The organism is Halomonas sp. 3A7M, from assembly GCF_014897875.1.
Taxonomy (GTDB): domain Bacteria; phylum Pseudomonadota; class Gammaproteobacteria; order Pseudomonadales; family Halomonadaceae; genus Vreelandella.
This window is the reverse complement of sequence record NZ_JABUZD010000074.1, coordinates 38,565-59,733: the sequence shown is the minus strand read 5'-3', so window position 1 is coordinate 59,733 and position 21,169 is coordinate 38,565. Positions and strand designations below refer to the sequence as shown.

At 51.9% G+C, this 21,169-nt stretch carries 20 protein-coding genes; 13 read left to right on the top strand and 7 right to left on the bottom strand.

The window, feature by feature from the left end:
- Window positions 1-44: 44 nt before the first annotated feature.
- Window positions 45-2,081, top strand: coding sequence for a methionine--tRNA ligase (gene metG / locus INT19_RS06670; RefSeq protein ID WP_193060192.1), 2,037 nt, complete (start codon window positions 45-47; stop codon window positions 2,079-2,081).
- Window positions 2,082-2,213: 132 nt separating this feature from the next.
- On the opposite strand, the gene INT19_RS06665 is transcribed toward metG, so the two are convergent.
- Genes INT19_RS06665 through INT19_RS06655 form a run of 3 tightly spaced genes read right to left on the bottom strand, consistent with a single transcriptional unit; the run spans window position 2,214 to window position 4,586 of the window.
- On the bottom strand, window positions 2,214-3,176 hold the full coding sequence (locus INT19_RS06665) for a PstS family phosphate ABC transporter substrate-binding protein (protein ID WP_226912643.1): 963 nt from the start codon (window positions 3,174-3,176) through the stop codon (window positions 2,214-2,216).
- On the bottom strand, window positions 3,169-3,402 hold the full coding sequence (locus tag INT19_RS06660) for a hypothetical protein (RefSeq protein WP_193060191.1): 234 nt from the start codon (window positions 3,400-3,402) through the stop codon (window positions 3,169-3,171). The genes INT19_RS06665 and INT19_RS06660 overlap by 8 nt, the downstream gene beginning before the upstream one ends.
- Window positions 3,403-3,422: 20 nt before the next feature.
- Window positions 3,423-4,586: a Na/Pi symporter gene (locus INT19_RS06655; RefSeq protein ID WP_089038452.1), complete on the bottom strand. Its 1,164-nt coding sequence runs from the start codon at window positions 4,584-4,586 to the stop codon at window positions 3,423-3,425.
- A 244-nt stretch (window positions 4,587-4,830) separates the two neighbouring features.
- Between INT19_RS06655 and rsxA the strand changes: the two genes are divergently transcribed.
- Genes rsxA through nth form a run of 7 tightly spaced genes read left to right on the top strand, consistent with a single transcriptional unit; the run spans window position 4,831 to window position 10,749 of the window.
- The gene (gene rsxA / locus INT19_RS06650) at window positions 4,831-5,412 is read left to right on the top strand and encodes an electron transport complex subunit RsxA (RefSeq protein WP_193060190.1); all 582 of its coding nucleotides are present in this window, start codon (window positions 4,831-4,833) and stop codon (window positions 5,410-5,412) included.
- 5 nt (window positions 5,413-5,417) lie between these two features.
- Window positions 5,418-6,020, top strand: a complete 603-nt coding sequence (rsxB, locus tag INT19_RS06645) for an electron transport complex subunit RsxB (protein ID WP_095603302.1) — start codon at window positions 5,418-5,420, stop codon at window positions 6,018-6,020.
- Window positions 6,007-7,683 (top strand): electron transport complex subunit RsxC, encoded by a 1,677-nt coding sequence (rsxC, locus tag INT19_RS06640; protein ID WP_193060189.1) that lies wholly within the window; start codon window positions 6,007-6,009, stop codon window positions 7,681-7,683. The genes rsxB and rsxC overlap by 14 nt, the downstream gene beginning before the upstream one ends.
- Window positions 7,680-8,729 carry an RnfABCDGE type electron transport complex subunit D gene (locus tag INT19_RS06635; protein ID WP_193060188.1) on the top strand — a complete coding sequence of 350 codons (1,050 nt, stop codon included), beginning with the start codon at window positions 7,680-7,682 and terminating at the stop codon, window positions 8,727-8,729. The genes rsxC and INT19_RS06635 overlap by 4 nt, the downstream gene beginning before the upstream one ends.
- Window positions 8,726-9,397, top strand: coding sequence for an electron transport complex subunit RsxG (gene rsxG / locus INT19_RS06630; RefSeq protein WP_193060187.1), 672 nt, complete (start codon window positions 8,726-8,728; stop codon window positions 9,395-9,397). The genes INT19_RS06635 and rsxG overlap by 4 nt, the downstream gene beginning before the upstream one ends.
- A complete protein-coding gene (locus INT19_RS06625; RefSeq protein WP_193060186.1) occupies window positions 9,394-10,095 on the top strand; it encodes an electron transport complex subunit E in 702 nt (233 codons plus the stop codon). The genes rsxG and INT19_RS06625 overlap by 4 nt, the downstream gene beginning before the upstream one ends.
- A gap of 15 nt (window positions 10,096-10,110) precedes the next feature.
- Window positions 10,111-10,749: an endonuclease III gene (gene nth / locus INT19_RS06620; RefSeq protein ID WP_172420925.1), complete on the top strand. Its 639-nt coding sequence runs from the start codon at window positions 10,111-10,113 to the stop codon at window positions 10,747-10,749.
- 53 nt (window positions 10,750-10,802) lie between these two features.
- On the opposite strand, the gene INT19_RS06615 is transcribed toward nth, so the two are convergent.
- Entirely contained in the window at window positions 10,803-11,861 is a 1,059-nt protein-coding gene (locus INT19_RS06615) for a tRNA-queuosine alpha-mannosyltransferase domain-containing protein (protein WP_193060185.1), read from the bottom strand.
- A gap of 154 nt (window positions 11,862-12,015) precedes the next feature.
- Here INT19_RS06615 and INT19_RS06610 point away from each other — a divergent pair, with 154 nt between their 5' ends.
- From INT19_RS06610 to INT19_RS06595, 4 genes are read left to right on the top strand one after another with little or no spacing between them, the layout of a single operon-like run.
- Complete coding sequence (locus tag INT19_RS06610; protein WP_038484719.1) at window positions 12,016-12,390, top strand: response regulator transcription factor; 375 nt, start codon at window positions 12,016-12,018, stop codon at window positions 12,388-12,390.
- Window positions 12,387-14,447, top strand: a complete 2,061-nt coding sequence (locus tag INT19_RS06605; protein WP_193060184.1) for a 3'-5' exonuclease — start codon at window positions 12,387-12,389, stop codon at window positions 14,445-14,447. Before INT19_RS06610 ends, INT19_RS06605 begins: the two co-directional genes overlap by 4 nt.
- On the top strand, window positions 14,444-14,647 hold the full coding sequence (locus INT19_RS06600; protein ID WP_089038462.1) for a hypothetical protein: 204 nt from the start codon (window positions 14,444-14,446) through the stop codon (window positions 14,645-14,647). Before INT19_RS06605 ends, INT19_RS06600 begins: the two co-directional genes overlap by 4 nt.
- A 2-nt stretch (window positions 14,648-14,649) precedes the next feature.
- Complete coding sequence (locus INT19_RS06595; protein WP_193060183.1) at window positions 14,650-17,418, top strand: ATP-binding protein; 2,769 nt, start codon at window positions 14,650-14,652, stop codon at window positions 17,416-17,418.
- 3 nt (window positions 17,419-17,421) lie between these two features.
- Here INT19_RS06595 and INT19_RS06590 read toward each other — a convergent pair whose 3' ends face one another.
- The 3 genes from INT19_RS06590 to INT19_RS06580 are packed head-to-tail and all read right to left on the bottom strand — an operon-like array spanning window position 17,422 to window position 20,180.
- Window positions 17,422-18,549: a DUF294 nucleotidyltransferase-like domain-containing protein gene (locus tag INT19_RS06590; protein ID WP_193060182.1), complete on the bottom strand. Its 1,128-nt coding sequence runs from the start codon at window positions 18,547-18,549 to the stop codon at window positions 17,422-17,424.
- Window positions 18,550-18,579: 30 nt separating this feature from the next.
- Window positions 18,580-18,906, bottom strand: a complete 327-nt coding sequence (locus INT19_RS06585; RefSeq protein WP_089038465.1) for an HlyU family transcriptional regulator — start codon at window positions 18,904-18,906, stop codon at window positions 18,580-18,582.
- Between the two features lie 53 nt (window positions 18,907-18,959).
- Window positions 18,960-20,180: an argininosuccinate synthase gene (locus INT19_RS06580; protein WP_193060181.1), complete on the bottom strand. Its 1,221-nt coding sequence runs from the start codon at window positions 20,178-20,180 to the stop codon at window positions 18,960-18,962.
- Between the two features lie 209 nt (window positions 20,181-20,389).
- Between INT19_RS06580 and rnt the strand changes: the two genes are divergently transcribed.
- On the top strand, window positions 20,390-21,058 hold the full coding sequence (rnt, locus tag INT19_RS06575) for a ribonuclease T (protein ID WP_038484741.1): 669 nt from the start codon (window positions 20,390-20,392) through the stop codon (window positions 21,056-21,058).
- Window positions 21,059-21,169: the final 111 nt, after the last annotated feature.

Sequence of the window (21,169 nt, the reverse complement as noted above, 5' to 3'; positions counted from 1 at the left end):
TCGCCGTCTTTATTTGCACTGCCTAACCGGAATTATCATTCACCATGTCAAATACTGCCCCGCGCAACATCTTGGTGACAAGCGCGCTTCCTTATGCCAATGGCGCCATTCACTTGGGTCATCTTCTTGAGTACATCCAAACCGACATTTGGGTGCGTTTTCAAAAAAGTCGTGGACAGCAGTGCTACTACGTTTGTGCCGACGACGCCCACGGCACTGCCATTATGCTGCGGGCTGAGCAGGAAGGTATTACGCCCGAAGCCCTGATCGAGCGCGTTTCCCAAGATCATCAGGAAGATTTCGCCCGCTTTGGCGTGGGATTTGATAACTATCATTCCACCCATTCAGAAGAAAACCGCTATTTTAGCGAACTGATCTACACCCGCTTGCGTGATAAAGGCCATATTGCCACCCGCGATATTGAGCAAATGTTTGATCCGCAAAAGGGCCTATTCCTAGCTGACCGTTTTATTAAGGGCACGTGTCCTAAATGTGGTGCCGATGATCAATATGGCGATAACTGTGAAAAGTGCGGTGCCACTTACACGCCTGCTGACTTAATCAATCCTGTCTCCGCTATTTCTGGGGCAACACCAGAAGTACGTAGCTCTACGCATTACTTCTTCAAGCTACCAGACTTTGCTGAATTTCTTCAGCAATGGATTAATGACGGCCATGTACAGCCGCAAATTCGTAACAAGCTGATGGAGTGGTTCGAGTCGGGCTTTAATGAGTGGGACATCTCCCGAGATGCGCCCTACTTTGGCTTTGAAATTCCCGATGCTCCAGGTAAATACTTCTATGTCTGGCTAGATGCCCCCATCGGCTATCTGGCAAGCTTTAAGAACTTATGTGATCGGGAAGGGATCGACTTCGATACCTTTTGGAAGAAGGATTCCGATGCAGAGGTTTACCACTTCATTGGCAAAGATATTGTCTATTTCCACGCCCTGTTTTGGCCTGCCATGTTGCATGGTGCAGACCTTCGTACGCCGACTGCGGTCAACTGTCACGGTTTCTTAACTGTAGACGGTGCCAAGATGTCGAAATCTCGTGGCACTTTCATCAAAGCCGCTACTTACGCTGAACATTTAAATCCAGAGTATTTACGCTACTACTTTGCCGCTAAATTAACGTCCAAAGTGGATGACCTGGATCTTAACCTCGACGACTTTTCTGCACGGGTTAATTCTGATCTGGTAGGAAAAGTTGTCAATATCGCCAGCCGCTGCGCCGGCTTTGTGAAAAAACTGGGCGGCGGTAAACTGGCTGAACACTGCGCCGAACCACAAATGGTCGCGCGCTTTATCGCGGCTGGCGACGAGATTGCTGACGATTTTGAGGCGCGTGAATTTAGCCGGGCCATGCGCAAAATTATGGAATTGGCCGATGAAGCCAATACGTACATCGCCGACAAGGCCCCCTGGGCACTAGCCAAGCAGGAAGGCCGTGACGTCGAAGTGCTGGAAATCTGCTCAGTAGGCATCAACTTGTTCCGCCAATTGATGGTCTACCTTGCGCCTGTGGTGCCAACCATGGCCGAACAAGCACGTGAATTCTTGGCGATTGAATCACTCGACTGGGACAGCCGCAATACCGTACTAGTCAATCACTCAATCAATAAATTCAAGCCGTTAATGACGCGTGTTGAACGGGATAAGATTGACGCTATGATTGAGGCATCCAAGGAGGATTTAGTGGAAGAACAGAAGCTGAAAAACACTCCCAAAGGTCCCCTGGCAGAAGAACCAATTGCGGCAGAAATCAGCTTTGAAGATTTCGCTAAAGTTGATTTACGCATTGCCCGCATTGCTAAGGCACAGTACGTTGAAGGTGCTGACAAGCTGCTCCAGCTTACGCTGGATTTAGGCGGTGAAACACGTAATGTCTTCTCAGGTATTCGTTCGGCCTATTCACCAGAAGCACTTGAGGGCCGCTTGACAATCATGGTGGCTAATTTAGCTCCTCGTAAAATGCGCTTCGGTTTATCAGAAGGCATGGTATTAGCATCTGCTAACAAAGAAGGTATTTACCTCCTTTCCCCCGATGCCGGTGCGGAACCAGGGCAGCGTGTAACTTAACGGCTAATACATTAATAAGTAACTAATAAGGGGCAAGGCCTGCTACAGCCTTAGCCCCTTTTTTTTTGCCCATCTCTTAGCGACAATGAGCTACCCAGAAAACAACTAATATGCGGCTAGCTTGTTACTCCCTCACTGACTTTCAAGCTGGCGAAGCGCGTCAAGGGTGTCGGCATACTCCTGTTCTTCAAGCGGAAGGTAGCCGGTAAAATGAATCCAGTCACGAATGTCTTCGACATAGGCCATCGCGAAACGGTGAAGCTCCGGTTTTTCCTCGACACTTTGTCTATTCAGGTAAAGATAAAGCGGACGAGATAAGGGGGTATATTGACCACGCTTGACGGTTTCCAGCGTCGGAAATACGGGTTGATCACTATTGGCCACCGCAAGAAGTTTCAGCTCATTCCAGTGACGGTGATATCCGCCGATACCAAAAAAACCCAAAGCACCTGGTTCAGCGGCAATTTGCGCAGCTAGAAACTCCTCATCTTCGCTGGCAACGTAGTCCATCCGGCTACTACGGGTCGCGCCTACAATGGCCGTTGTGAAGTAGTCATAAGTTCCCGAGTCCTGTCCTCGACCAAACAGCTCAATGGGCTCATCTGGCCAACTTGCGCGCACATCACGCCATGTCATGACCTCGCCTTCTGACGCCGGAGACCAAAGCCTGTGAAGTTCGTCGACAGTAATATCATTTGCCCAGCGGTTGGATGGATGCACCACGATCGAAATCGCATCCATCGCAATAGGCACTTCCACATACGCTACATCGTTAGATGCGCACACAGCCCGTTCGCTTTCGTCTATTGGCCGCGATGCATTATTAATATCAGTCTCGCCTGCACAAAACTTCTCAAAACCAGCCGTTGTTCCAGTGAACTCGACGGCAATATTGGCATCAGGATTAGCACGCTCGTAACGACGTGCTGCTTCTCGCGTCAATGGATAAACGGTGCTGGAACCGCTGGCAGTTAAATCACCAGAGGCGGCTGCCTGCATTGAGTTGCTATCCTCGCTGTAACCTTGAAGCAAAAGGCCCAACAGCAGGCCTGACGCCATCAAGGAGTAGGAATATCCGCGTGTAGCATTAGTCATTGCCTCCCCCCAGCTCTTTCTTGAGAGCTTGCCAGAAGGTTTTAAGACCACTCACTTTGGTATCTACAGCATCAATATAATGATCAAGCTGGTCGATCAGCTCATGCTGCTCATGCTCTTCCCGCTCCTGGGTGGACGCCTCAGCCAACTGCGCTTCCAGCTCATCAATCGATTCACGTAGTTCGCGAATACGTGCTTCTGTCTCAATTCTGCGTTGTGAACTCATACCAATTCCATCCCCTTAGATCAAAACAACTGGCTCGCCCCGATCAGGAGCAATGGCAGCACAAAGAAAACACCTAAAATATAAGCCACCACATAGAGTTTGTTTTTCTGTGCCAGCTCCGCAAGGCCAGTGGCAATGCTAGGCGGAATACCACGTAAGAAAGGTAGGCCGTATATGACCAGTATCCCCACTAGGTTAAACATCAGATGCACCAAGGCAATCTGCATAGCCAGTACCGCCGTTGGGCCACTTATCGCCGTTGCAGCGAGCAACGCAGTGATACAAGTCCCCACATTGGTACCTAATGTGAACGGATAGACCTGCCTGAGATTAAACACGCCAGTGCCAGCAAGTGGCACAATCAATGCTGTGGTGGTAGAGGACGACTGCACCAACAGCGTAATGATTGCCCCCGAACACATACCAGAGACAGGCCCTCTCCCCACGCTTGCATGCATGATGTCACGCGCCTTACCCACCATTACCTTGCGCAATACTTTACCAATCGCCGTTACCACAAAGAGGATGAGTGCCACCCCAATAACAATCATAGCAACGCCCATCCAGATCGGATTCGGCAGCCACGATACCGAGGCGCTCAGCAAGTCGGTCGCCGGTGAAATCGCCATTTTCATGAAATTGACGCTTTTCATGTCGACGCTGGCATCGCTAACAAAAAAGCCCGCCAGCAAGGCAGAGGTTTTTTCTAAAAAACCAAACATCATTTCTAACGGAAGCAGTATAGCCACGGCAACGATATTGAACGCATCGTGCACCGTCGCCGCAGAGAAGGCGCGGCGAAATTCCTCACCACTACGCACATGACCTAAACTAACGATAGTGCTGGTCAGCGAAGTACCAATATTGGCGCCCATGATGAGCGGAATCGCAATACTGACTGGCAAACCACCCGCCACCATCCCCACAATGATGGCTGTCACCGTGCTTGAGCTCTGAATTAGCGCAGTTGCGACAACTCCGATAACTAACCCAATCATTGGATTAGTAGCAAATGAAAATAGCTCCTTAGCATTGCTTGCGGTAGCAGCCTTAAAACCGTCTCCGATAGCCCCCACCGCAGCTAACAACAAATAAACCAGTCCAATGACAATTAACCATGATAGCCATTGCGACGTCCCTGGGCGCTCCCCCTGCGTCGGTAAGACAACTCCTGAAGTCGACATGTGTTCCCCCTCCCTAGCTGATTTTAATTTGGATGAGGGTATGCAGAGATGATGTAGCTTTGATGACAGGATTAAAACGGTCTCATGACCAATGCCTGAGCTTGCCCCAGCCGTCATTTTCGAAGATGGGCAACAGGAGAGCGGTAGCAAGTTCTGCTGACTAAGTACTTATTTCTGGTCAATAGTGAGCCATAGCGCTTCTCCCACTAGCCAGCAACGATTTTTCTGCGCACAATACGCCGCTATGAATGAACTCTTCTTGATTTTGGTCAGCACTGCGCTGGTCAACAACTTCGTATTGGTACAGTTTTTAGGGCTCTGCCCGTTTATGGGGGTTTCCAATAAGCTGGAATCCGCGATGGGTATGTCGCTAGCGACGACGTTCGTGCTGACACTAGCATCTGCCGCTAGTTATGCGGTCTATCATGGCTTACTTGTACCCTTGGACGTTACTTATCTTCGCACTATCAGCTTTATCGTTGTTATTGCCGCCGTCGTGCAATTTACCGAAATCATGGTGCGTCAACTCAGCCCCCTATTGCATCAAGTGCTGGGGATCTTTCTACCGCTGATTACGACTAATTGTGCGGTACTTGGTGTTGCCCTGTTATCGCTTAACCGTGAGCTGAGTTTCTTTCATACGACTCTCTATGGCCTGGGTGCTGCGCTAGGTTTTTCGATGATTTTGGTGCTGTTCGCCGCGATGCGCGAGCGATTGGCCAATGCTGATATACCAACCCCGTTTAGAGGCGCTGCCATTGCAATGGTCACCGCCAGTCTTATGTCACTAGCCTTTCTCGGCTTTTCAGGTTTAGCGCAGGGGTAACCGCCATGGGAGACATATTTTCTTGGTGGGGCATTCTCAGTGCAGTGGGTGTGTTGACCGGAATAGGCATCACGTTTGGAGCGCTGCTGGGAATGGCCAGTGTGCGTTTCAAGGGCGAAGAGAACCCGCTGGTAGAGCAGATTGATGCACTGTTACCGCAAACCCAATGTGGCCAGTGCGGCTACCCAGGCTGTCGGCCGTATGCCGAAGCCATCAATCAGGGCGATGCTTTGAATAAGTGCCCGCCTGGCGGCGAAGCGACTATTCACGCATTAGCAGACTTATTAGGCCGAGAGCCTGTGCCACTGGATGGCGAAGCAGCCACCGAAGATACCGTCGCATTTATTCGTGAAGCCGAGTGCATTGGCTGCACTAAGTGCATTCAAGCATGTCCGGTGGATGCCATTATTGGCGCTGCAAAGCAAATGCATACGGTGATAGAAGATGAATGCACCGGCTGCGATTTGTGCGTTGCACCCTGCCCCGTAGACTGTATTGATATGTTGCCCAGAAGCAAGCCTCTCAACCAATGGCAGCCTGTCGTCACCATAGCACCTTTAATCGCCAGCGATCGCCAGCTAACCAGGAGCCAGCATGCCGGCCTATGAATTCCCAGGTGGCATTACTCCGCCCGAACGAAAAGATCGCTCGAACCAATCGCCGCTTCGCAACGCGACGCTGCCTGCCCGGGTAACACTTCCGCTGAAACAGCATTCAGGTAATCCCGCGATCCCCTGTGTTGCTATCGATGATGCGGTTCAGGTGGGTAGCCTGATTGCCCAGCGAGATGGCATGGTATCAGCCAACCTGCACGCCAGTATTAGCGGGACAGTGACTCAGATTAGTGATACCGCCATCACCATCGACGCCGATGGCTTAGACCGCTGGCAACTGCTGCCCTCGCTTGACTGGCGTAGCGAAGACCACCAAGCGATCATTGATAGACTAGATAGCTGCGGGCTAGTAGGCCTTGGTGGTGCCGGTTTTCCCGCTTATATCAAAGCCCAAATAGCGGATCATCAGCGCATTGATACGCTCGTCATCAACGCCGCCGAATGCGAGCCGTATATCACCGCAGACGACTTGGCTCTTCGCCACTATCCAACCGAGATACTGGAAGGCGCGCAAATGGTCGCTAGGCTCTGCGGTGCCCATCAGGTTGTGGTGGGAATTGAAGATAATAAGCCCGAAGCGATCCATGCATTAAAGGAGGCGCTCGCTCACTTTCAACAGTCTGACTGCCAGCATCCAGTGAGCATAACGATGAAAGTCATCGAGACCCGCTATCCCAGCGGTGGTGAGCGCCAATTGATCAAGAAACTGCTCAACCTCGATGTTCCCAGTGGTGGCCTTCCTGCCGATGTCGGTGTTCTCTGCCACAACCCCGGCACACTGCTGGCAGCGCTATACGCCGTACGTGATGGCAAACCTTTGGTCGAGCGAATTGTCACCTTGACGGGAGATGCCATCAGCACACCAGGCAACTACTGGGTGCGTCTTGGCACACCTGTTGAAACGCTGCTTCAGCAGGTAGGATTAAACCAGCAGCTACATCAAGTCATTGTGGGCGGCCCGATGATGGGCTTACCACTCTCAACACTTGATGTCCCGGTGACCAAAACGACAAACTGCTTGATTGCAGCCACCCGTGAAGAACTTCCTCCAGCCCCCAGTGAGTCTCCCTGCATTCGCTGTGGTGCCTGTGAAAGTGTTTGCCCTGTTCAGCTTCTTCCGCAACAGCTGCATTGGTATGCCCGTGCAGAGAACGACGCTACATTGGAAAAACTTCACTTATTTGATTGTATTGAGTGCGGCGCCTGCAGTTATGTTTGCCCTAGTTATATCCCATTAGTACAAGACTATCGTTCGGCAAAGCAGCGTATTCGCGATAAGCGCATTGAGTCCGCCAAAGCCGAGCACGCTAAACATCGATTTGAATTTCGTCAGGCTCGACTGGCACGCGAGAATGCCGAGAAGCAAGCTCGTCGCCAAGCAAGGCAGGCACAAAGTCGTCAGACGTCAGATAGCTCAAAGGCAACCGACAGTGCAGCGCCAGTGGTGGATTTACGCAGCTTGCGCATTGCTCAAACAGCCGCTAAAGCGGCAGTCAGAAAAGCTGAAAAAACCCTCGCAAGGGCTGCAGCAGAAGACCCAACTCAGCGCCACGATGATTTAGAAACCCAACTGGCCACCGCCCAAGAAAACCTTAAGGCAGCTGATACCCGGCTGGCTGAAGCTCGCGCCACGATGGCACAACAGGAATCGCCATGAGCATGATGCACGCCTCGCAGCGAACCACTGAATCATTAAATACGATGCCACCCACCGCCCATCTGATGCGATGGGTGATCGTCGCCACCGCACCGGGTCTTGCCGTAATGACGTTTTACTTCGGCCTGGGCGTTATTAGTAATGTGCTTTTAGCCGCCCTGTTTGCACTCGGCGCCGAAGCGCTGGTGTTAAAACTTCGCCAGCGCCTGTTACAGCCTGCGCTTAGAGATTCAAGTGCAGTATTAACCGGCGTACTGTTAGGTGCATCGCTACCACCTGCTAGCCCCTGGTGGCTCATTGGGATAGGCGTTATTGCGGCCATCGTAGTTGCTAAACAACTGTATGGCGGCCTAGGCCAGAATCCTTTCAATCCCGCCATGGTGGGCTACGCACTATTACTCGTATCGTTTCCCACTTACATGACGTTATGGTCGCCGCCGCAGCCACTAATCTCTGAAAACCTATGGGCCCAGATAAGCGGTACCTTACCGGCCTCCACACTTGATGCGCTAAGTGGTGCTACGCCGCTAGATGCCTTTAAACATAAAGGTGAAGCGGTACTGGCCAGCGAGTTTTGGGCTAGTCAGCCTTTACCTGAAGGAACATTGAACGCTTGGCGCAACGTCGCGCTAGCCTGGTTAGCAGGTGGACTGCTATTAATTGCCAAACGGATTATCAGCTGGCATATCCCTGTCTCGATGCTTGTAAGCATGGCAGTGCTTGCCACGTTTTTTTATGCCAGCGACCCAAGCCACTTTGCGTCACCACTGTTTCACCTCACCACGGGTGCCACAATGTTTGGGGCCTTTTTCATTGCCACTGATCCCGTTTCAGCGGCAACCAGCCGCCGAGGAAAACTGTTTTTTGGCGCGGGAATTGGCGCCTTGGTCATGATTATTCGCACATTTGGCGGCTACCCCGATGCAGTAGCATTTGCCGTTTTACTGATGAACTTATGTGTACCGCTATTGGATATCTATACCGTGCCACGCCCTACGGGCCAGCCTAAAGCACAGCAGCATGCAAAGCACGGTGACTCACCATGACGCCCCGCCAAGCCATGCTACGCGGCGCTTTCGCCTTAGGAGTGTTCTCACTGGTCACTGCTGGCAGCGTTGCGTTAACCCGGGCGGTGACTGCCGAGCGTATCGCTGATCATCAGCTAGCCTATCAACACCGCCAACTGCAGGATGTACTGCCTGCCGCATTAACAGATATAGCGGTTCAAACGGTTTTAGATGGCGTATTCGAGCTCCCTAACCCGGAACAACTGGGGCACCGCGAACCTCAACAGGGATGGTACGCCCAGCGCGATCATCAGCGGGTCGTCATCCTGCCGGTCGTTACTCGCCAAGGTTACAATGGCGAAATTCGGCTACTGGTGGGCATTGACCAGCAACAACGCATTACCGGTGTGCGCGTTACCCAACACCAAGAAACGCCTGGGCTTGGCGATGATATTGAGCGCCAGCGAAGTGACTGGATAACCGAGTTTAATGGCTTGAGTTTAAACAGCCTGCCACCGGGTGGATGGGCCGTGCGTAAAGATGGCGGCCACTTTGACGCTTTTACTGGCGCCACCATTACGCCACGCGCAGTCGTCAACGCCGTCCATAGTGCACTGAGCTATGTCGCCGAACATGCCACCGAACATGTCGCCGAAAACGCCACCGAAACAGAACTCCCTATTACCTTCGAAGAGTCCAGCCAATGAGTCAGTGGCGCGAACTAGCCCGAAACGGCCTATGGTCGAATAACCCTGCTCTCGTTCAGTTATTGGGGCTATGCCCCTTACTGGCTGTTAGTGGTAGCGTTGTCAATGCACTGGGATTGGCATTCGCTACCCTGCTTGTCATGGTGGGTGCTAGCACGACTATTTCACTGATTCGCCACCAGGTTCCCAGCGCAGTAAGACTGCCCGCCTTTGTCATGGTGATTGCCGCCTTTGTTACCTGTGCAGAGCTTTTAATGGCTGCATTTGCCTATTCGCTTTACCAAGTATTGGGAATTTTTATTCCGCTGATTGTTACTAACTGCGCCATTTTAGGGCGTGCAGATGCGTTCGCTTCCCGCCAGCCAGTTATTCCGGCTGCCATTGATGGCTTTATGATGGGGCTGGGGTTCGGTGGCGTATTGATTCTGCTCGGGGCACTACGCGAGTTGCTTGGGCAAGGCACGCTGTTTAGCGATATGGAACTACTATTTGGGCCTATTGCCAGCAACTGGCAACTCACCTTCGTCGATGATTATCAATTTTTGTTTTTCGTACTGCCACCCGGGGCTTTTTTCGTTGCGGGGCTGTTGATTGCGCTAAAGAATGTAATTGATCAACGCCGTAGCGCTCGCGCGCAACCTGTTCAAGCCGTCTCCCGAACCGAACGTCGCGTACGCGTTACTGGCACTATCAAATAACCAAGAGAGCACCCGATGAATGCCCAAAAGCGTCATGAAATTTTTGCTCGCCTACAGGCGGAGAATCCCCACCCCACGACTGAGCTAAACTGGAGCACGCCCTTTGAACTGCTAGCCGCGGTGCTGCTATCTGCTCAAGCCACGGACGTTGGTGTTAACAAGGCCACTGATAAGCTTTTCCCTGTGGCCAATACGCCCCAAGGGATCATTGACCTGGGTATCGATGGGCTAAAAAGTTACATTAAAACCATTGGGCTGTTTAACACTAAAGCCGAAAACCTGATGAAAACCTGTCACTTGCTGATCAACCAACATGGTGGCGAGGTCCCTGAAACACGCAAAGCGCTGGAAGCCTTACCGGGGGTAGGCAGAAAAACCGCCAATGTGATTTTAAACACCGCGTTTGGCCAGCCTACCATCGCCGTAGACACACACATTTTTCGAGTTTCTAACCGCACGGGCATCGCCAAAGGCAAAGATGTCGTTGAGGTTGAGCAAAAGCTACTACGCCATGTTCCTAAGGCATTTAAACAGGACGCCCACCACTGGCTGATTCTTCATGGGCGCTATACCTGCATTGCCCGCAAACCACGCTGCGGCAGCTGCATTATTGAAGACCTGTGCGACTATCAAGACAAAACCGAACTTGCTTAAGCCCACTGGTTGTTAACGTGAGTAAGGCAGGGGCTCGACCAACAATGCAGTGATCAGTGCTCCATCAAAAGCGCACGGTAAGCCCGACGCCATTCAGGCCACTGCCACTGCTGGGTATTCAACAGTGTTGGTTGGCTAGCGGGGTCGGTTAACCAAGCGTGCAGTCGTTGGTAAAGCCCCTCTTGCGTGCCATCAAAGCGATAGTCGTTAGGGTATAATTCGGGGAAACACAGCCTGTCGGGTACTAGAGGAACTGCGCCGCGCTGGGCAGCTTCCATAATGGCTAATCCTTGGAACTCGTGCCACGTGGTCGAGACCACAATACCACCGCCTGCTAGCAACGCTCGGTACTCCGCTTCTGGCTGTGGCCCCCAGCAAATCGTATGCGCCGCCAAACGTTCTTCTGCCTCATCAAAAATGGCAGGTACCTCCCGAAAGCGCTGTCCAAGCACCGCTAGTTCAAAAGGAACCTGCTGCTCACTCAGCTTGAACAGCACTGTAAAAAAGTCTTCGGGATTTTTATCGTACTCCCAGCGATGATTCCAAATAATCCGCTGTGGGTGTGCGTTTGTCTGGGGAGAAGCCGCTAGCGGCATTATTGGCACAGGCAACACTTTTGACTGTTGGCGTAAGCGCTCTAATGGCTTAGCTGCTGGCAGGTTTTCAGGCATCTTTTTTAACAACCGCCGCGCACCGTCGAAAAAAGAGTCGCGGTTGTAAGCGGTATTAAACACCAACGTATCCGCCGCCAACGCCGCGTATAAATTGACCATTTTGGCCTCTACCTGGGAGATTTGATCGCTAGACTCTGGGTAGGCAAACTGGTTTTCATGAAAGTAAACAATCTTTCTGGCTCGCCCTAAATGAGGGAATAAGCCAACGAGCGTGGCAATATCGACCATCGAAGTGGCTAACACAACCTCATAGGATTCACTCAGCGTCTCGTACTCTTTTAACCACCAACTCAATGGGTTACCGCGGATTCGCCACGAAAAGTGGCGTGGCGGCAAGCTAAGCAACGTCCAAGAGACATCGTTTACTTCGGCCATCAGACTGTGTGCCCAATAGCGGTGACTAACAGCCTCATAAGCAGACAATAATAAAACGCGCATAAATACCTTAATAAAAAGCCCATTAAACAACGTAAAAAGTAGCCGCTTAATGAGAGACGTTACGAGCATTCGGCCAAGGTCGTCTTGGCCTAACCTGCCGCGCTACATACACTCTAATCAAACACCTAACAACGACCCCTTTAGGGAGGGCATCATGGCCAAAGTACTCGTGGTCGACGACGAGCCCAATATTGTACTGTCTCTGGAATTTTTAATGGAGCAGGCAGGCTTTCAAGTTGTCACCGCCTACGACGGAGAAGCCGCACTCGAACGTATCAACGATTCCGCCCCCGACCTGCTACTGCTTGATATCAGCCTGCCCGGAATCAGCGGTTTTGATGTACTTGAGCACCTTCGCCGTTCAGAAGCGACGGCCCAACTGCCGGTCATTATGCTGACCGCCCATGGGCGAGATATCGAACGTGAGAAAGGCTTAGCGCTAGGGGCTGATGACTACATCACCAAACCGTTTTCGACCCAGTCGCTAATTGAAAAAGTTAAATCACTGCTCAATGGCAACCCACAATGACCCGCGACGGGCTCCCTAAACGTCAGCGACTCATTGGCCTATGGCTGCTGCTAAGTGGTATCAGCTTGCTGGGAGGCGCTATTTTTGCTGCGTGGCTGGATGCTCAGCTTTCGCCTACTGGCCCTACCCGTGTAGCGCTCTGGTTGGGCAGTTTTTCCGGCGGTGCGACGATATTTTTAGTTGGCCTGCTACTAGAACGCATGCTTTTCACCCCTCTACGCCATTTGCAGGTTCAACTGGCCAGATTAGTGGCAAACCCAGATGCTCGTGATGAACACCCACCAGAAGGCTGGCTGAAAGGGCTTGGCCCTGACCTACGCAGAGTGCGCGAGAGTTGGCGCATTGACCGCAATCAATTAGCTACGGCGCATGCCGACGGCGCACGTAGCGCCGCAAAAATACGTCGCGAATTAGAAACGCTGCTGCAAGTACTCGAAACCCCTTTATTGCTATGTGACCACCACCGCCGTTTGATGCTATTCAACCAGGCCGCAGAAGATTTCTTTGTCGATAATACGGCGTTGGGCTTGGGAAAACGCTTAGAAGCGCTACTCCCCGTTGCCAGCCTACAACAAGCGCTTAGCCAACTTCCTGCGGATGGTTCGCCCCGCGAACTGCTTGCCCCCTGTGATAACCGCTGGTTAAAGGTCGTGCTACGTCGAGTTCCTGGCAGTGATGGAGAAACACTACTAACGTTTAGCGATGCAACCGCTTCCTGGTCAAATGAAATGGGTGTTAGAGCAGAACTCGCCACCAAGCTCCCTCTCCTACGCCAGCACACGGCAAGCCTGACCAGTGCAGCGGATGCACTGATACAACTGCGCCATAACGGCACCGAGAACCCAGCGTTACGTCAGCGGTTCGAGCAGGTAATCCAAGAGGAAGGCGCCACCCTAGGTAATAATGTTGGTCAAATCGGCCAGTTATTGGATGATTTGCAACATCAAGGTGAGCGCTTGACTCCCATGTGGTCGAATGACTTCTGGCAAGCCCTGGATGAACGCTTAGACCCAGCGCATCGACTCATCACCCCCGTCGGCATGCCTGCCTGGTTTAAAGGCGACGCACCGGCACTGATTGTTCTGTTTGATTCCTTAGTCAAGCATCTTAACTCTCACCTGCCGGTTAGCCATTTTGAAGGTGAGATATGCCTTGGCAACAAGCGGGTTTATTTGGACTTAATTTGGCAAGGCAGCCCCTTGCCAGAGCATGAGCTAGCGAAATGGCGTCGCCAGCCCCTGCCATCGCTACCGCTTAATCCGCTGGTGTCTGACGTACTGCGCCAGCATGCGAGCGATATTTGGAGCCTTGCTGACGATGATGCTATTCATGCGCGCCTGCGCCTGCCGCTACCAGCCATGGAGCGCGTTGGGGCGCCTCGAGAAACCGCACCTCCGCGACCAGAGTTCCATGATTTCGGCATCGCTGACCTGCCGCCACCCGATGAGGAGTTGGCGAACCGCACATTACGTAGCCTAGAAGTGGTTGCGTTTGATACTGAAACCACCGGCCTTGAGCTACGCCGAGGGGATACGGTGATTAGCCTGGGGGCTTGTCGGGTGGTCAATGCGCGGCTATTGGCCAGCGAGGTCTTTGATCAAAAAGTCGACCCGAAACGTCCAATCCCCCCTACCAGTACAGCAATACACGGATTGACAGATGCTGATGTGGCCGGTGCACCGCCCCTTGATATTGTCCTAACGCGCTTCCGAGATTACGTCGGTGAAGCGGTTTTATTAGCGCATAATGCCGCGTTTGATATGCTCGCCATTACTAACAAAGGGGTTGTCTTTGATTTGCCTGTCATCGATACCTTATTAATCTCAAGAGCATTAGACGAAGCGTTAGATGGGCATGATTTAGATACGTTGGCACAACGCTACGACCTGACGTTCCCACCAGGCACTCGCCACACGGCGCTTGGTGACGCCCGTGTAACCGCTGAATTATGGCTAGCGTTGTTACCCCGGCTTGAAGCACGTGGCGTGGATACGTTAGAGCAGCTGTTGGCGCTGCAGGCCAACGCGTTTGATCGCCAGGATGCCAGCGCCTCATGAAACATCCAGGCTCACGGCAAATCGAGCGTTTAATAGCCTTATTCGCCCTAGCAATACTGCTCTTCAGCCCCCCGCTGATTATCATGGTTGACCGGCTCACCTCTTTGAGCATGAGCTGGTTACCGCTTTATCTGTTTATTGCTTGGGGCGCGGTAATTGGCCTCACCGCCTGGTTAATGGAACAACGTTCAGGACGCTGATCATGCGTACAGATGCAGTGATTCTAGGAACGGCATTTGGCTATTTGGCACTACTGTTTGTCGTCGCCGCGTGGGGGGACCGTCGTGCCGAGCAGGGTCGATCATTAATTGGCTCGCCCACGGTATATGCGCTGTCGATTGCCGTTTACTGCACCGCATGGACGTTCTATGGCAGCGTGGGACGCGCAGCAGACCACGGCCCCAGTTTCCTGCTTATCTATCTTGGCCCAACCCTGGCGATGCTTCTCGCCCCTGTCGTCATTCGCAAAATGGTGCGTATCGCATCCCGCCAGCGCATCACTTCTATTGCTGATTTCATTAGTGCTCGTTATGGCAAAAGCACCAGCTTAGGCGCACTCGTTGCATTAATGGCCCTCATTTGTATAACGCCCTACATTGCGCTGCAGTTAAAAGCGATCACCGTTAGCCATGCAGTACTGGTGAACTATCCCAATACCGCGGATGCCACCCTGGTTGATGAGCGTTTCTGGCTGGACAAATCGCTTTGGGTCGCCTTAGTGCTTGCGGTATTTATTATACTTTTCGGCACCCGCCATCTCGATGCCAGTGAACGACATGAGGGCATGGTTGCTGCTATTGCCTTGGAATCACTGGTGAAGCTAATTGCGTTTATGGCCGTCGGTATTTTTGTGGTATTTGTGTTGTATGAAGGCCCCGGCGCGCTATTCGCCAGCGTCGCCACGATGCCAGAAATAGCGGAAAAAATGGGGTTGGAAAGCGTACCAGGCGGTGCCACTGGCTGGGTCGGAATGCTAATACTGGCCTTTCTGGCCTTTTTAACCCTACCTCGTCAGTTCCAAGTGTTGGTTGTCGAAAACGTCGATGAACAGCATTTAGCCAGGGCGAGCTGGTTATTTCCGCTTTATATGTTGCTCATCAACCTGTTTGTTATTCCTATCGCCTTTGCTGGCCTTCTGTTAGGAACTGGCGCGGGCGATTCCGATAGTTTTGTGCTGACACTGCCCCTTTCTGCAGGGCTTGAAGGATTACCCTTGCTGGTATTTATAGGCGGTCTTTCAGCAGCTACTGGCATGGTGATTGTTGAAACGATTGCACTTTCTACCATGGTGAGTAACCAGCTCATTATGCCCTTACTGCTAAGAACTCAACGCCTTCACCTGAGCACGTCCGGCGAGTTGGCAGGTTGGTTGTTGGGCATTCGCCGCATTGCCATCGTTTTGATACTGCTGCTTGGCTATCTATACCACGCGCTGATTGGTGACTCCTACAGCCTTGTCACTATCGGGCTTGTCTCCTTTGCTGGGGTGGCACAATTTGCCCCAGCCCTGTTAATTGGCCTCTACTGGCGTGGCGCGACTCGCCAAGGAGCCACCGCTGGCTTAATCGCAGGCTTTTTAGTCTGGTGCTATACGTTACTGCTACCAGGTTTTGCCCAATCCGGTTGGTTAGATGCAACGTTTCTAACTCAGGGGCCATGGGGCATTTCATGGCTGATGCCTTACCGCTTATTTGGCCTGGAAGATTGGGATATTTATTCCCACGCACTGCTGTGGAGTATGCTGGCAAATGTTGGCTTACTGATTGGCGTGTCACTTTTTAGCCGCCCTACGCCACTTGAGCAAACCCAAGCCGCCCTTTTCACTGGCGCCTTACACCCTAACTTGCAAACGACCTCTTTATGGAGAGGACAGACGACTCAAGGCGCCTTAAAAGAATTACTTATTCGCTACCTTGGCAACCAAGTCACCCATCGGGTGTTTAACCAAAGCATTAATAAAAGCGACTACCGCTCAGACGAACCGGCAACAGCCGATCTAATTACCCGTTCAGAGCAGGCGCTGGCAGGTTCACTTGGCAGTGCATCAGCGCGCGTACTGATCAATTCAGTGGTGCGTGGAGAAGCACTGGATCTTGAGTCGATTTTGAGTATTTTAGACACCACGTCACAAACCCTGGAGTACAACCGTCGGCTAGAGCAAAAATCACAAGAATTAGTCGCTGTAAGTGACGAGCTACGTAGTGCCAATGAACAGCTGCGCGAGCTTGACCGCCTGAAGGACGAGTTTGTCGCTATGGTAAGTCATGAGCTTCGAACCCCGCTAACCTCGATACGCGCGTTTGCCGAAATATTACGCGATAGTGATCAATTACCCGATGAAAAACGCCAACATTTTCTGGGCGTTATTGTCCATGAGAGTCAGCGTCTTTCGCGTTTAATCGAGGAAATTCTTGACCTTGCGCGCTTAGAGAGTGGTCGCCTGACGCTGCATCCTGTTCCCCTCGACCTAGCAGCCCTAGCGAGGCAGAGCATCGATGCGGTTGCACGCTTACATGAAGATCGAGGTATTACCCTCGATATCAGTTTAGCGGCTGACCCCGCCATGGTGGTCGGTGATCAAGACCGCTTGGAGCAAGTCATTATTAACCTGCTCGATAACGCCAGTAAATTTGCTGACCGCCAGCAGCCTCAAGTGCGGCTGGCACTTTATCGGCACCGTAATCATTTTCGTTTAAGCGTTGAAGATAACGGCCCAGGTATCAGCGCTGACGAACGTGAGCGCGTATTTGAGAAATTTCATCAAATACAGCAAAGCGGCGAGACACCACGCGGACGCCCCAAAGGTAGCGGCCTTGGCTTACCTATCAGCCGAGGCATTATTGCTCACCTGGGCGGAAGGCTATGGGTGGAAGACGCTAAAATGCTGGGTGGCGCATGCTTAACCCTAGAGCTGCCAGCAGCCCCTAAGGAGTCAACTCTAGGTAACTCTTCGCAGCTTACGGGGGAATAGCCGTTATAAGCGCTTTACTTGGTTAACAAACGCTTTGATTTGCTGTAAATCAAATTTCAGCAGTAGCCGCTCATCATCACGAAGACGTCGCAGGTCCACCCAGCCGTCGGCTGTTTGTCCGTGAGACTTATTGTGGCGTTGCTGCTCTAAAAGCAAGTGCTGCATACGGCTAAAAGCGGCTAGCAGTAAGTTCGATTGCTCCTTCGTCAACGTACGTGTGAAATGGGCAAGTGCCGTTAGTCGTTCACGTGTGCCTATCTCACGTCGCTGGTAGCGCACACAGAGTAATCGGGCAGCGCTTATTAGAGGCATCAATCCTTGTCGCTTAAGATCGATTGCTTGGTCATAGGGAGCCGCTAGCCCAGGATGTGAAGCAATGCGACCAAACCGGTCAAGCGCCACCGGCAACTCATCTAACAACGCCGCCATTTCATTCATGAACAAAGGCGCGCTTGAGAGAGTTGAGCGCACCCGTTGGCCTAACGTTTGTGCGAGCTCAGGGTTCCCTGCCACAGGATAAAAATCGAGCCATATATTGGTTTGCTGCACCCGCTTAACCTGACGATCCGCACTCCAAATTGCAAATTGCTGCTGCCATTCGCTCAAGCGCTTGCGCCACATTGGCCAACGCGCCATGACATGGCCACGGCAAAGCGGAATGCCCGCTTCATCTAAGCGTTGTGTAAAACGTTCGCCTAGCGCCTGAAAGTAGCCATCAATTTCAACGTGTCGAGCGTCAGGATAGTCGCCAATAATCAGCGCATTGTCCTGGTCAGGCCCAAGCAAGCTTTCAAAGCGTGCCGCCGAGCCGAGCGTAACAACGCAGTAATCCACTGGCGGCTTACCCCACCCTTGTGCCTGCATTTCATCTAGCGCTGCTGCAATCGATTGACGATAAAGCCAAGCGATGTGGTCACTAATGAGTTCGCTAATACGCCAAGCAGGCAAGTCATAACGCAGCAATGTCTCAACAAAAGAGAGCTGTGCGGCATAGGCGTCAGATAAGGATGGATTAAAAAGAGAGGTATGCGTGTAAAAATCGCGAAGTGGAGCACTTAGCGCCGAGATATCCAATGAGCCATGATGACATACCAAGGAGCGCCAAGGGGAAGCACGGTATACCATGTGCATACTCCGCTCCTCAACTAAACGAAAAGCTTGCTAGGTGTCACTAGCATTACGAGGATCAGCCGTAAACATCTCCTCACCCACTTCATCAATAAAGCGCTGCGCTTTAGCGACCATCATCGCATCACAGGCTTCACGACCTGGCAGCATGTCAGAGCGTTCAAAGCGGTGCTCGTGAGTAACGCCCTCGCCATCCAACTTACGGATCCAACCGCTAACCCGAAATTGTCCGCTTTGGTTATCAGGCTGAGACACAATTAAATACTCTTTATATTCAACTGGCTCGGCCGCTTTGGTGGCTCCTTCCGAGGCGCCAGCCCCCGCGCCACCCAACAGGCCAGAAAATAGTTTTTTAAACATTCGGACTCCTTCGCAATAAAAGCGGCCAGACGTCGTCTGGCCGCTTAGCATGCTTAGCTCTGTTGACGACCTTTACCGGCAGCAATCCGTAGACGCAATGCATTCAGCTTAATAAAGCCTTCTGCGTCTTTTTGATCGTACGCGCCCGCATCATCTTCAAACGTTGCAATCGACTCATCAAACAACGACTGATCGGACTTACGCCCTACAACCGTTGCATTGCCTTTATAGAGCTTCATGCGAACAACGCCCGCGACGTTTTTCTGTGTTTCGTCGATCGCCGCTTGTAGCATACGACGCTCGGGGCTCCACCAATAACCGTTGTAGATCACTTCAGCGTATTTAGGCATTAGTTGATCTTTCAAGTGCGCTTCTTCACGGTCAAGCGTCAGCGACTCGATAGCGCGGTGAGCACGCAGCATGATTGTGCCCCCTGGTGTTTCATAGCAACCACGGGACTTCATACCAACATAACGGTTTTCAACGATATCCAGGCGGCCAATACCATTATCGCCACCTAGTTTATTAAGCTTTTCAAGCACTTCATGAGGCTTAAGCGCTTCGCCATCAATAGCGACGATATCGCCATTCTCAAACGTCAGCTCTACATAAGTCGGCTGCTCAGGCGCAGCTTCAGGAGAAACACTCCAACGCCACATGTCCTCTTCTGCTTCCGCCCATGGGTCTTCCAAAATGCCGCCTTCATAAGAAATGTGCAGCAGGTTGGCATCCATGGAGTACGGTGATTTTTTCTTTTTATTAGAAAAATCAACGGGAATTTTGTGCTCTTCGCAGTAAGCCATCAACTTCTCACGCGAAGTAAGATCCCATAAACGCCAAGGAGCAATAACCTTCACGCCAGGTTTGAGTGCGTAGCCACCCAGTTCAAAACGAACTTGATCGTTCCCTTTACCCGTTGCACCGTGAGAAATGGCATCAGCGCCCGTCTCATTAGCAATTTCAATCAAGCGCTTAGCAATCAACGGACGAGCGATAGAAGTGCCGAGCAGATACTCGCCTTCATAGATGGTGTTCGCTCGGAACATTGGGAATACATAATCGCGAACAAATTCCTCGCGAAGATCTTCGATATAGATCTCTTTAACACCCAGTGCTTGAGCCTTAGTGCGTGCGGGCTCGACTTCTTCACCTTGACCGATGTCGGCTGTAAAGGTCACTACCTCGCAGTTGTAGGTCTCTTGCAACCACTTAACGATAACGGATGTGTCCAGGCCGCCTGAATACGCCAGCACAACCTTTTTGACATCGGACATTCTTTGCTCCTTGTTCATGAAAAGTAGTTCACCCAACGACACCGCGCTGAGCGCAGTGCAATAACATAAACTACGAGTATAGCGCTCTCAATGCTCAGCGAATACCGTCAACGACGCCTAAGGGGTAAAGCTGCTAGAATCATAGCCAACAAAGGGGTTGCTTTAACCGCTTATTCTAACTACTTACTCGCTTTACTAAGGAGAGCTGCATGAGCGAGGCATTTGCCCGCGAATTGATGGCCCAACGTTTTCGCAGTTATCTGCCGGTTGTCATTGATTTAGAAACGGGTGGGTTTAACGCCCAAAGTGACGCAGTACTCGAAATTGCTGCCGTGACGCTTACCATGGACCCTGACGGTAATTTATTACCCGACGCCACTTACGCGTATCACATTCATCCGTTTGAAGGCGCGAACGTTGAGCAATCCGCCCTTGATTTCACAGGCATTAATCTAGATGACCCACTGCGTCGCCAAGTGGCGCTAAGCGAATCTGAAGCGCTAGGTGAAATTTTTCGCCCTATCCGCAAATCAATCAAGGCACATGGGTGCTCACGGGCAATACTGGTTGGTCATAATGCTGCCTTTGATCATGGCTTCCTAAATGCGGCGGCGAACCGCTGCAGCGTAAAACGGAATCCGTTTCACCCTTTTTCCAGCTTTGACACAGCAACCCTGGCAGGCTTTGTATATGGTCAAACAGTGCTTGCTCGTGCATGCCGCGCGGCAGGTATCGAGTTTGATAACAAGTCCGCCCACTCGGCCCGCTACGATACCGAACGCACAGCAGAGCTCTTTTGTGCGATGGTCAACCGCTATAAAGACTTAGGCGGATGGCGGCTGGCTCAGCAGGAACAAGAACTGGACGACAGCGAGTAATGAGCCTCCAAGATGCACCCACAGTGGCTTTGCGCTAAACTTCGCGGCTGCAGGCCACGCGTTTGCACGATCTTTCTACGTAAGCGTGTCATTAGTGGTAAGCGTGCCATT

Excerpts from the sequence above, each read along its gene's own strand:
- metG (WP_193060192.1), top strand. The coding sequence starts at position 45 with ATGTCAAATACTGCCCCGCGCAACATCTTGGTGACAAGCGCGCTTCCT.
- INT19_RS06665 (WP_226912643.1), bottom strand. The coding sequence starts at position 3,176 with ATGACTAATGCTACACGCGGATATTCCTACTCCTTGATGGCGTCAGGC.
- INT19_RS06660 (WP_193060191.1), bottom strand. The coding sequence starts at position 3,402 with ATGAGTTCACAACGCAGAATTGAGACAGAAGCACGTATTCGCGAACTA.
- INT19_RS06655 (WP_089038452.1), bottom strand. The coding sequence starts at position 4,586 with ATGTCGACTTCAGGAGTTGTCTTACCGACGCAGGGGGAGCGCCCAGGG.
- rsxA (WP_193060190.1), top strand. The coding sequence starts at position 4,831 with ATGAATGAACTCTTCTTGATTTTGGTCAGCACTGCGCTGGTCAACAAC.
- rsxB (WP_095603302.1), top strand. The coding sequence starts at position 5,418 with ATGGGAGACATATTTTCTTGGTGGGGCATTCTCAGTGCAGTGGGTGTG.
- rsxC (WP_193060189.1), top strand. The coding sequence starts at position 6,007 with ATGCCGGCCTATGAATTCCCAGGTGGCATTACTCCGCCCGAACGAAAA.
- INT19_RS06635 (WP_193060188.1), top strand. The coding sequence starts at position 7,680 with ATGAGCATGATGCACGCCTCGCAGCGAACCACTGAATCATTAAATACG.
- rsxG (WP_193060187.1), top strand. The coding sequence starts at position 8,726 with ATGACGCCCCGCCAAGCCATGCTACGCGGCGCTTTCGCCTTAGGAGTG.
- INT19_RS06625 (WP_193060186.1), top strand. The coding sequence starts at position 9,394 with ATGAGTCAGTGGCGCGAACTAGCCCGAAACGGCCTATGGTCGAATAAC.
- nth (WP_172420925.1), top strand. The coding sequence starts at position 10,111 with ATGAATGCCCAAAAGCGTCATGAAATTTTTGCTCGCCTACAGGCGGAG.
- INT19_RS06615 (WP_193060185.1), bottom strand. The coding sequence starts at position 11,861 with ATGCGCGTTTTATTATTGTCTGCTTATGAGGCTGTTAGTCACCGCTAT.
- INT19_RS06610 (WP_038484719.1), top strand. The coding sequence starts at position 12,016 with ATGGCCAAAGTACTCGTGGTCGACGACGAGCCCAATATTGTACTGTCT.
- INT19_RS06605 (WP_193060184.1), top strand. The coding sequence starts at position 12,387 with ATGACCCGCGACGGGCTCCCTAAACGTCAGCGACTCATTGGCCTATGG.
- INT19_RS06600 (WP_089038462.1), top strand. The coding sequence starts at position 14,444 with ATGAAACATCCAGGCTCACGGCAAATCGAGCGTTTAATAGCCTTATTC.
- INT19_RS06595 (WP_193060183.1), top strand. The coding sequence starts at position 14,650 with ATGCGTACAGATGCAGTGATTCTAGGAACGGCATTTGGCTATTTGGCA.
- INT19_RS06590 (WP_193060182.1), bottom strand. The coding sequence starts at position 18,549 with ATGCACATGGTATACCGTGCTTCCCCTTGGCGCTCCTTGGTATGTCAT.
- INT19_RS06585 (WP_089038465.1), bottom strand. The coding sequence starts at position 18,906 with ATGTTTAAAAAACTATTTTCTGGCCTGTTGGGTGGCGCGGGGGCTGGC.
- INT19_RS06580 (WP_193060181.1), bottom strand. The coding sequence starts at position 20,180 with ATGTCCGATGTCAAAAAGGTTGTGCTGGCGTATTCAGGCGGCCTGGAC.
- rnt (WP_038484741.1), top strand. The coding sequence starts at position 20,390 with ATGAGCGAGGCATTTGCCCGCGAATTGATGGCCCAACGTTTTCGCAGT.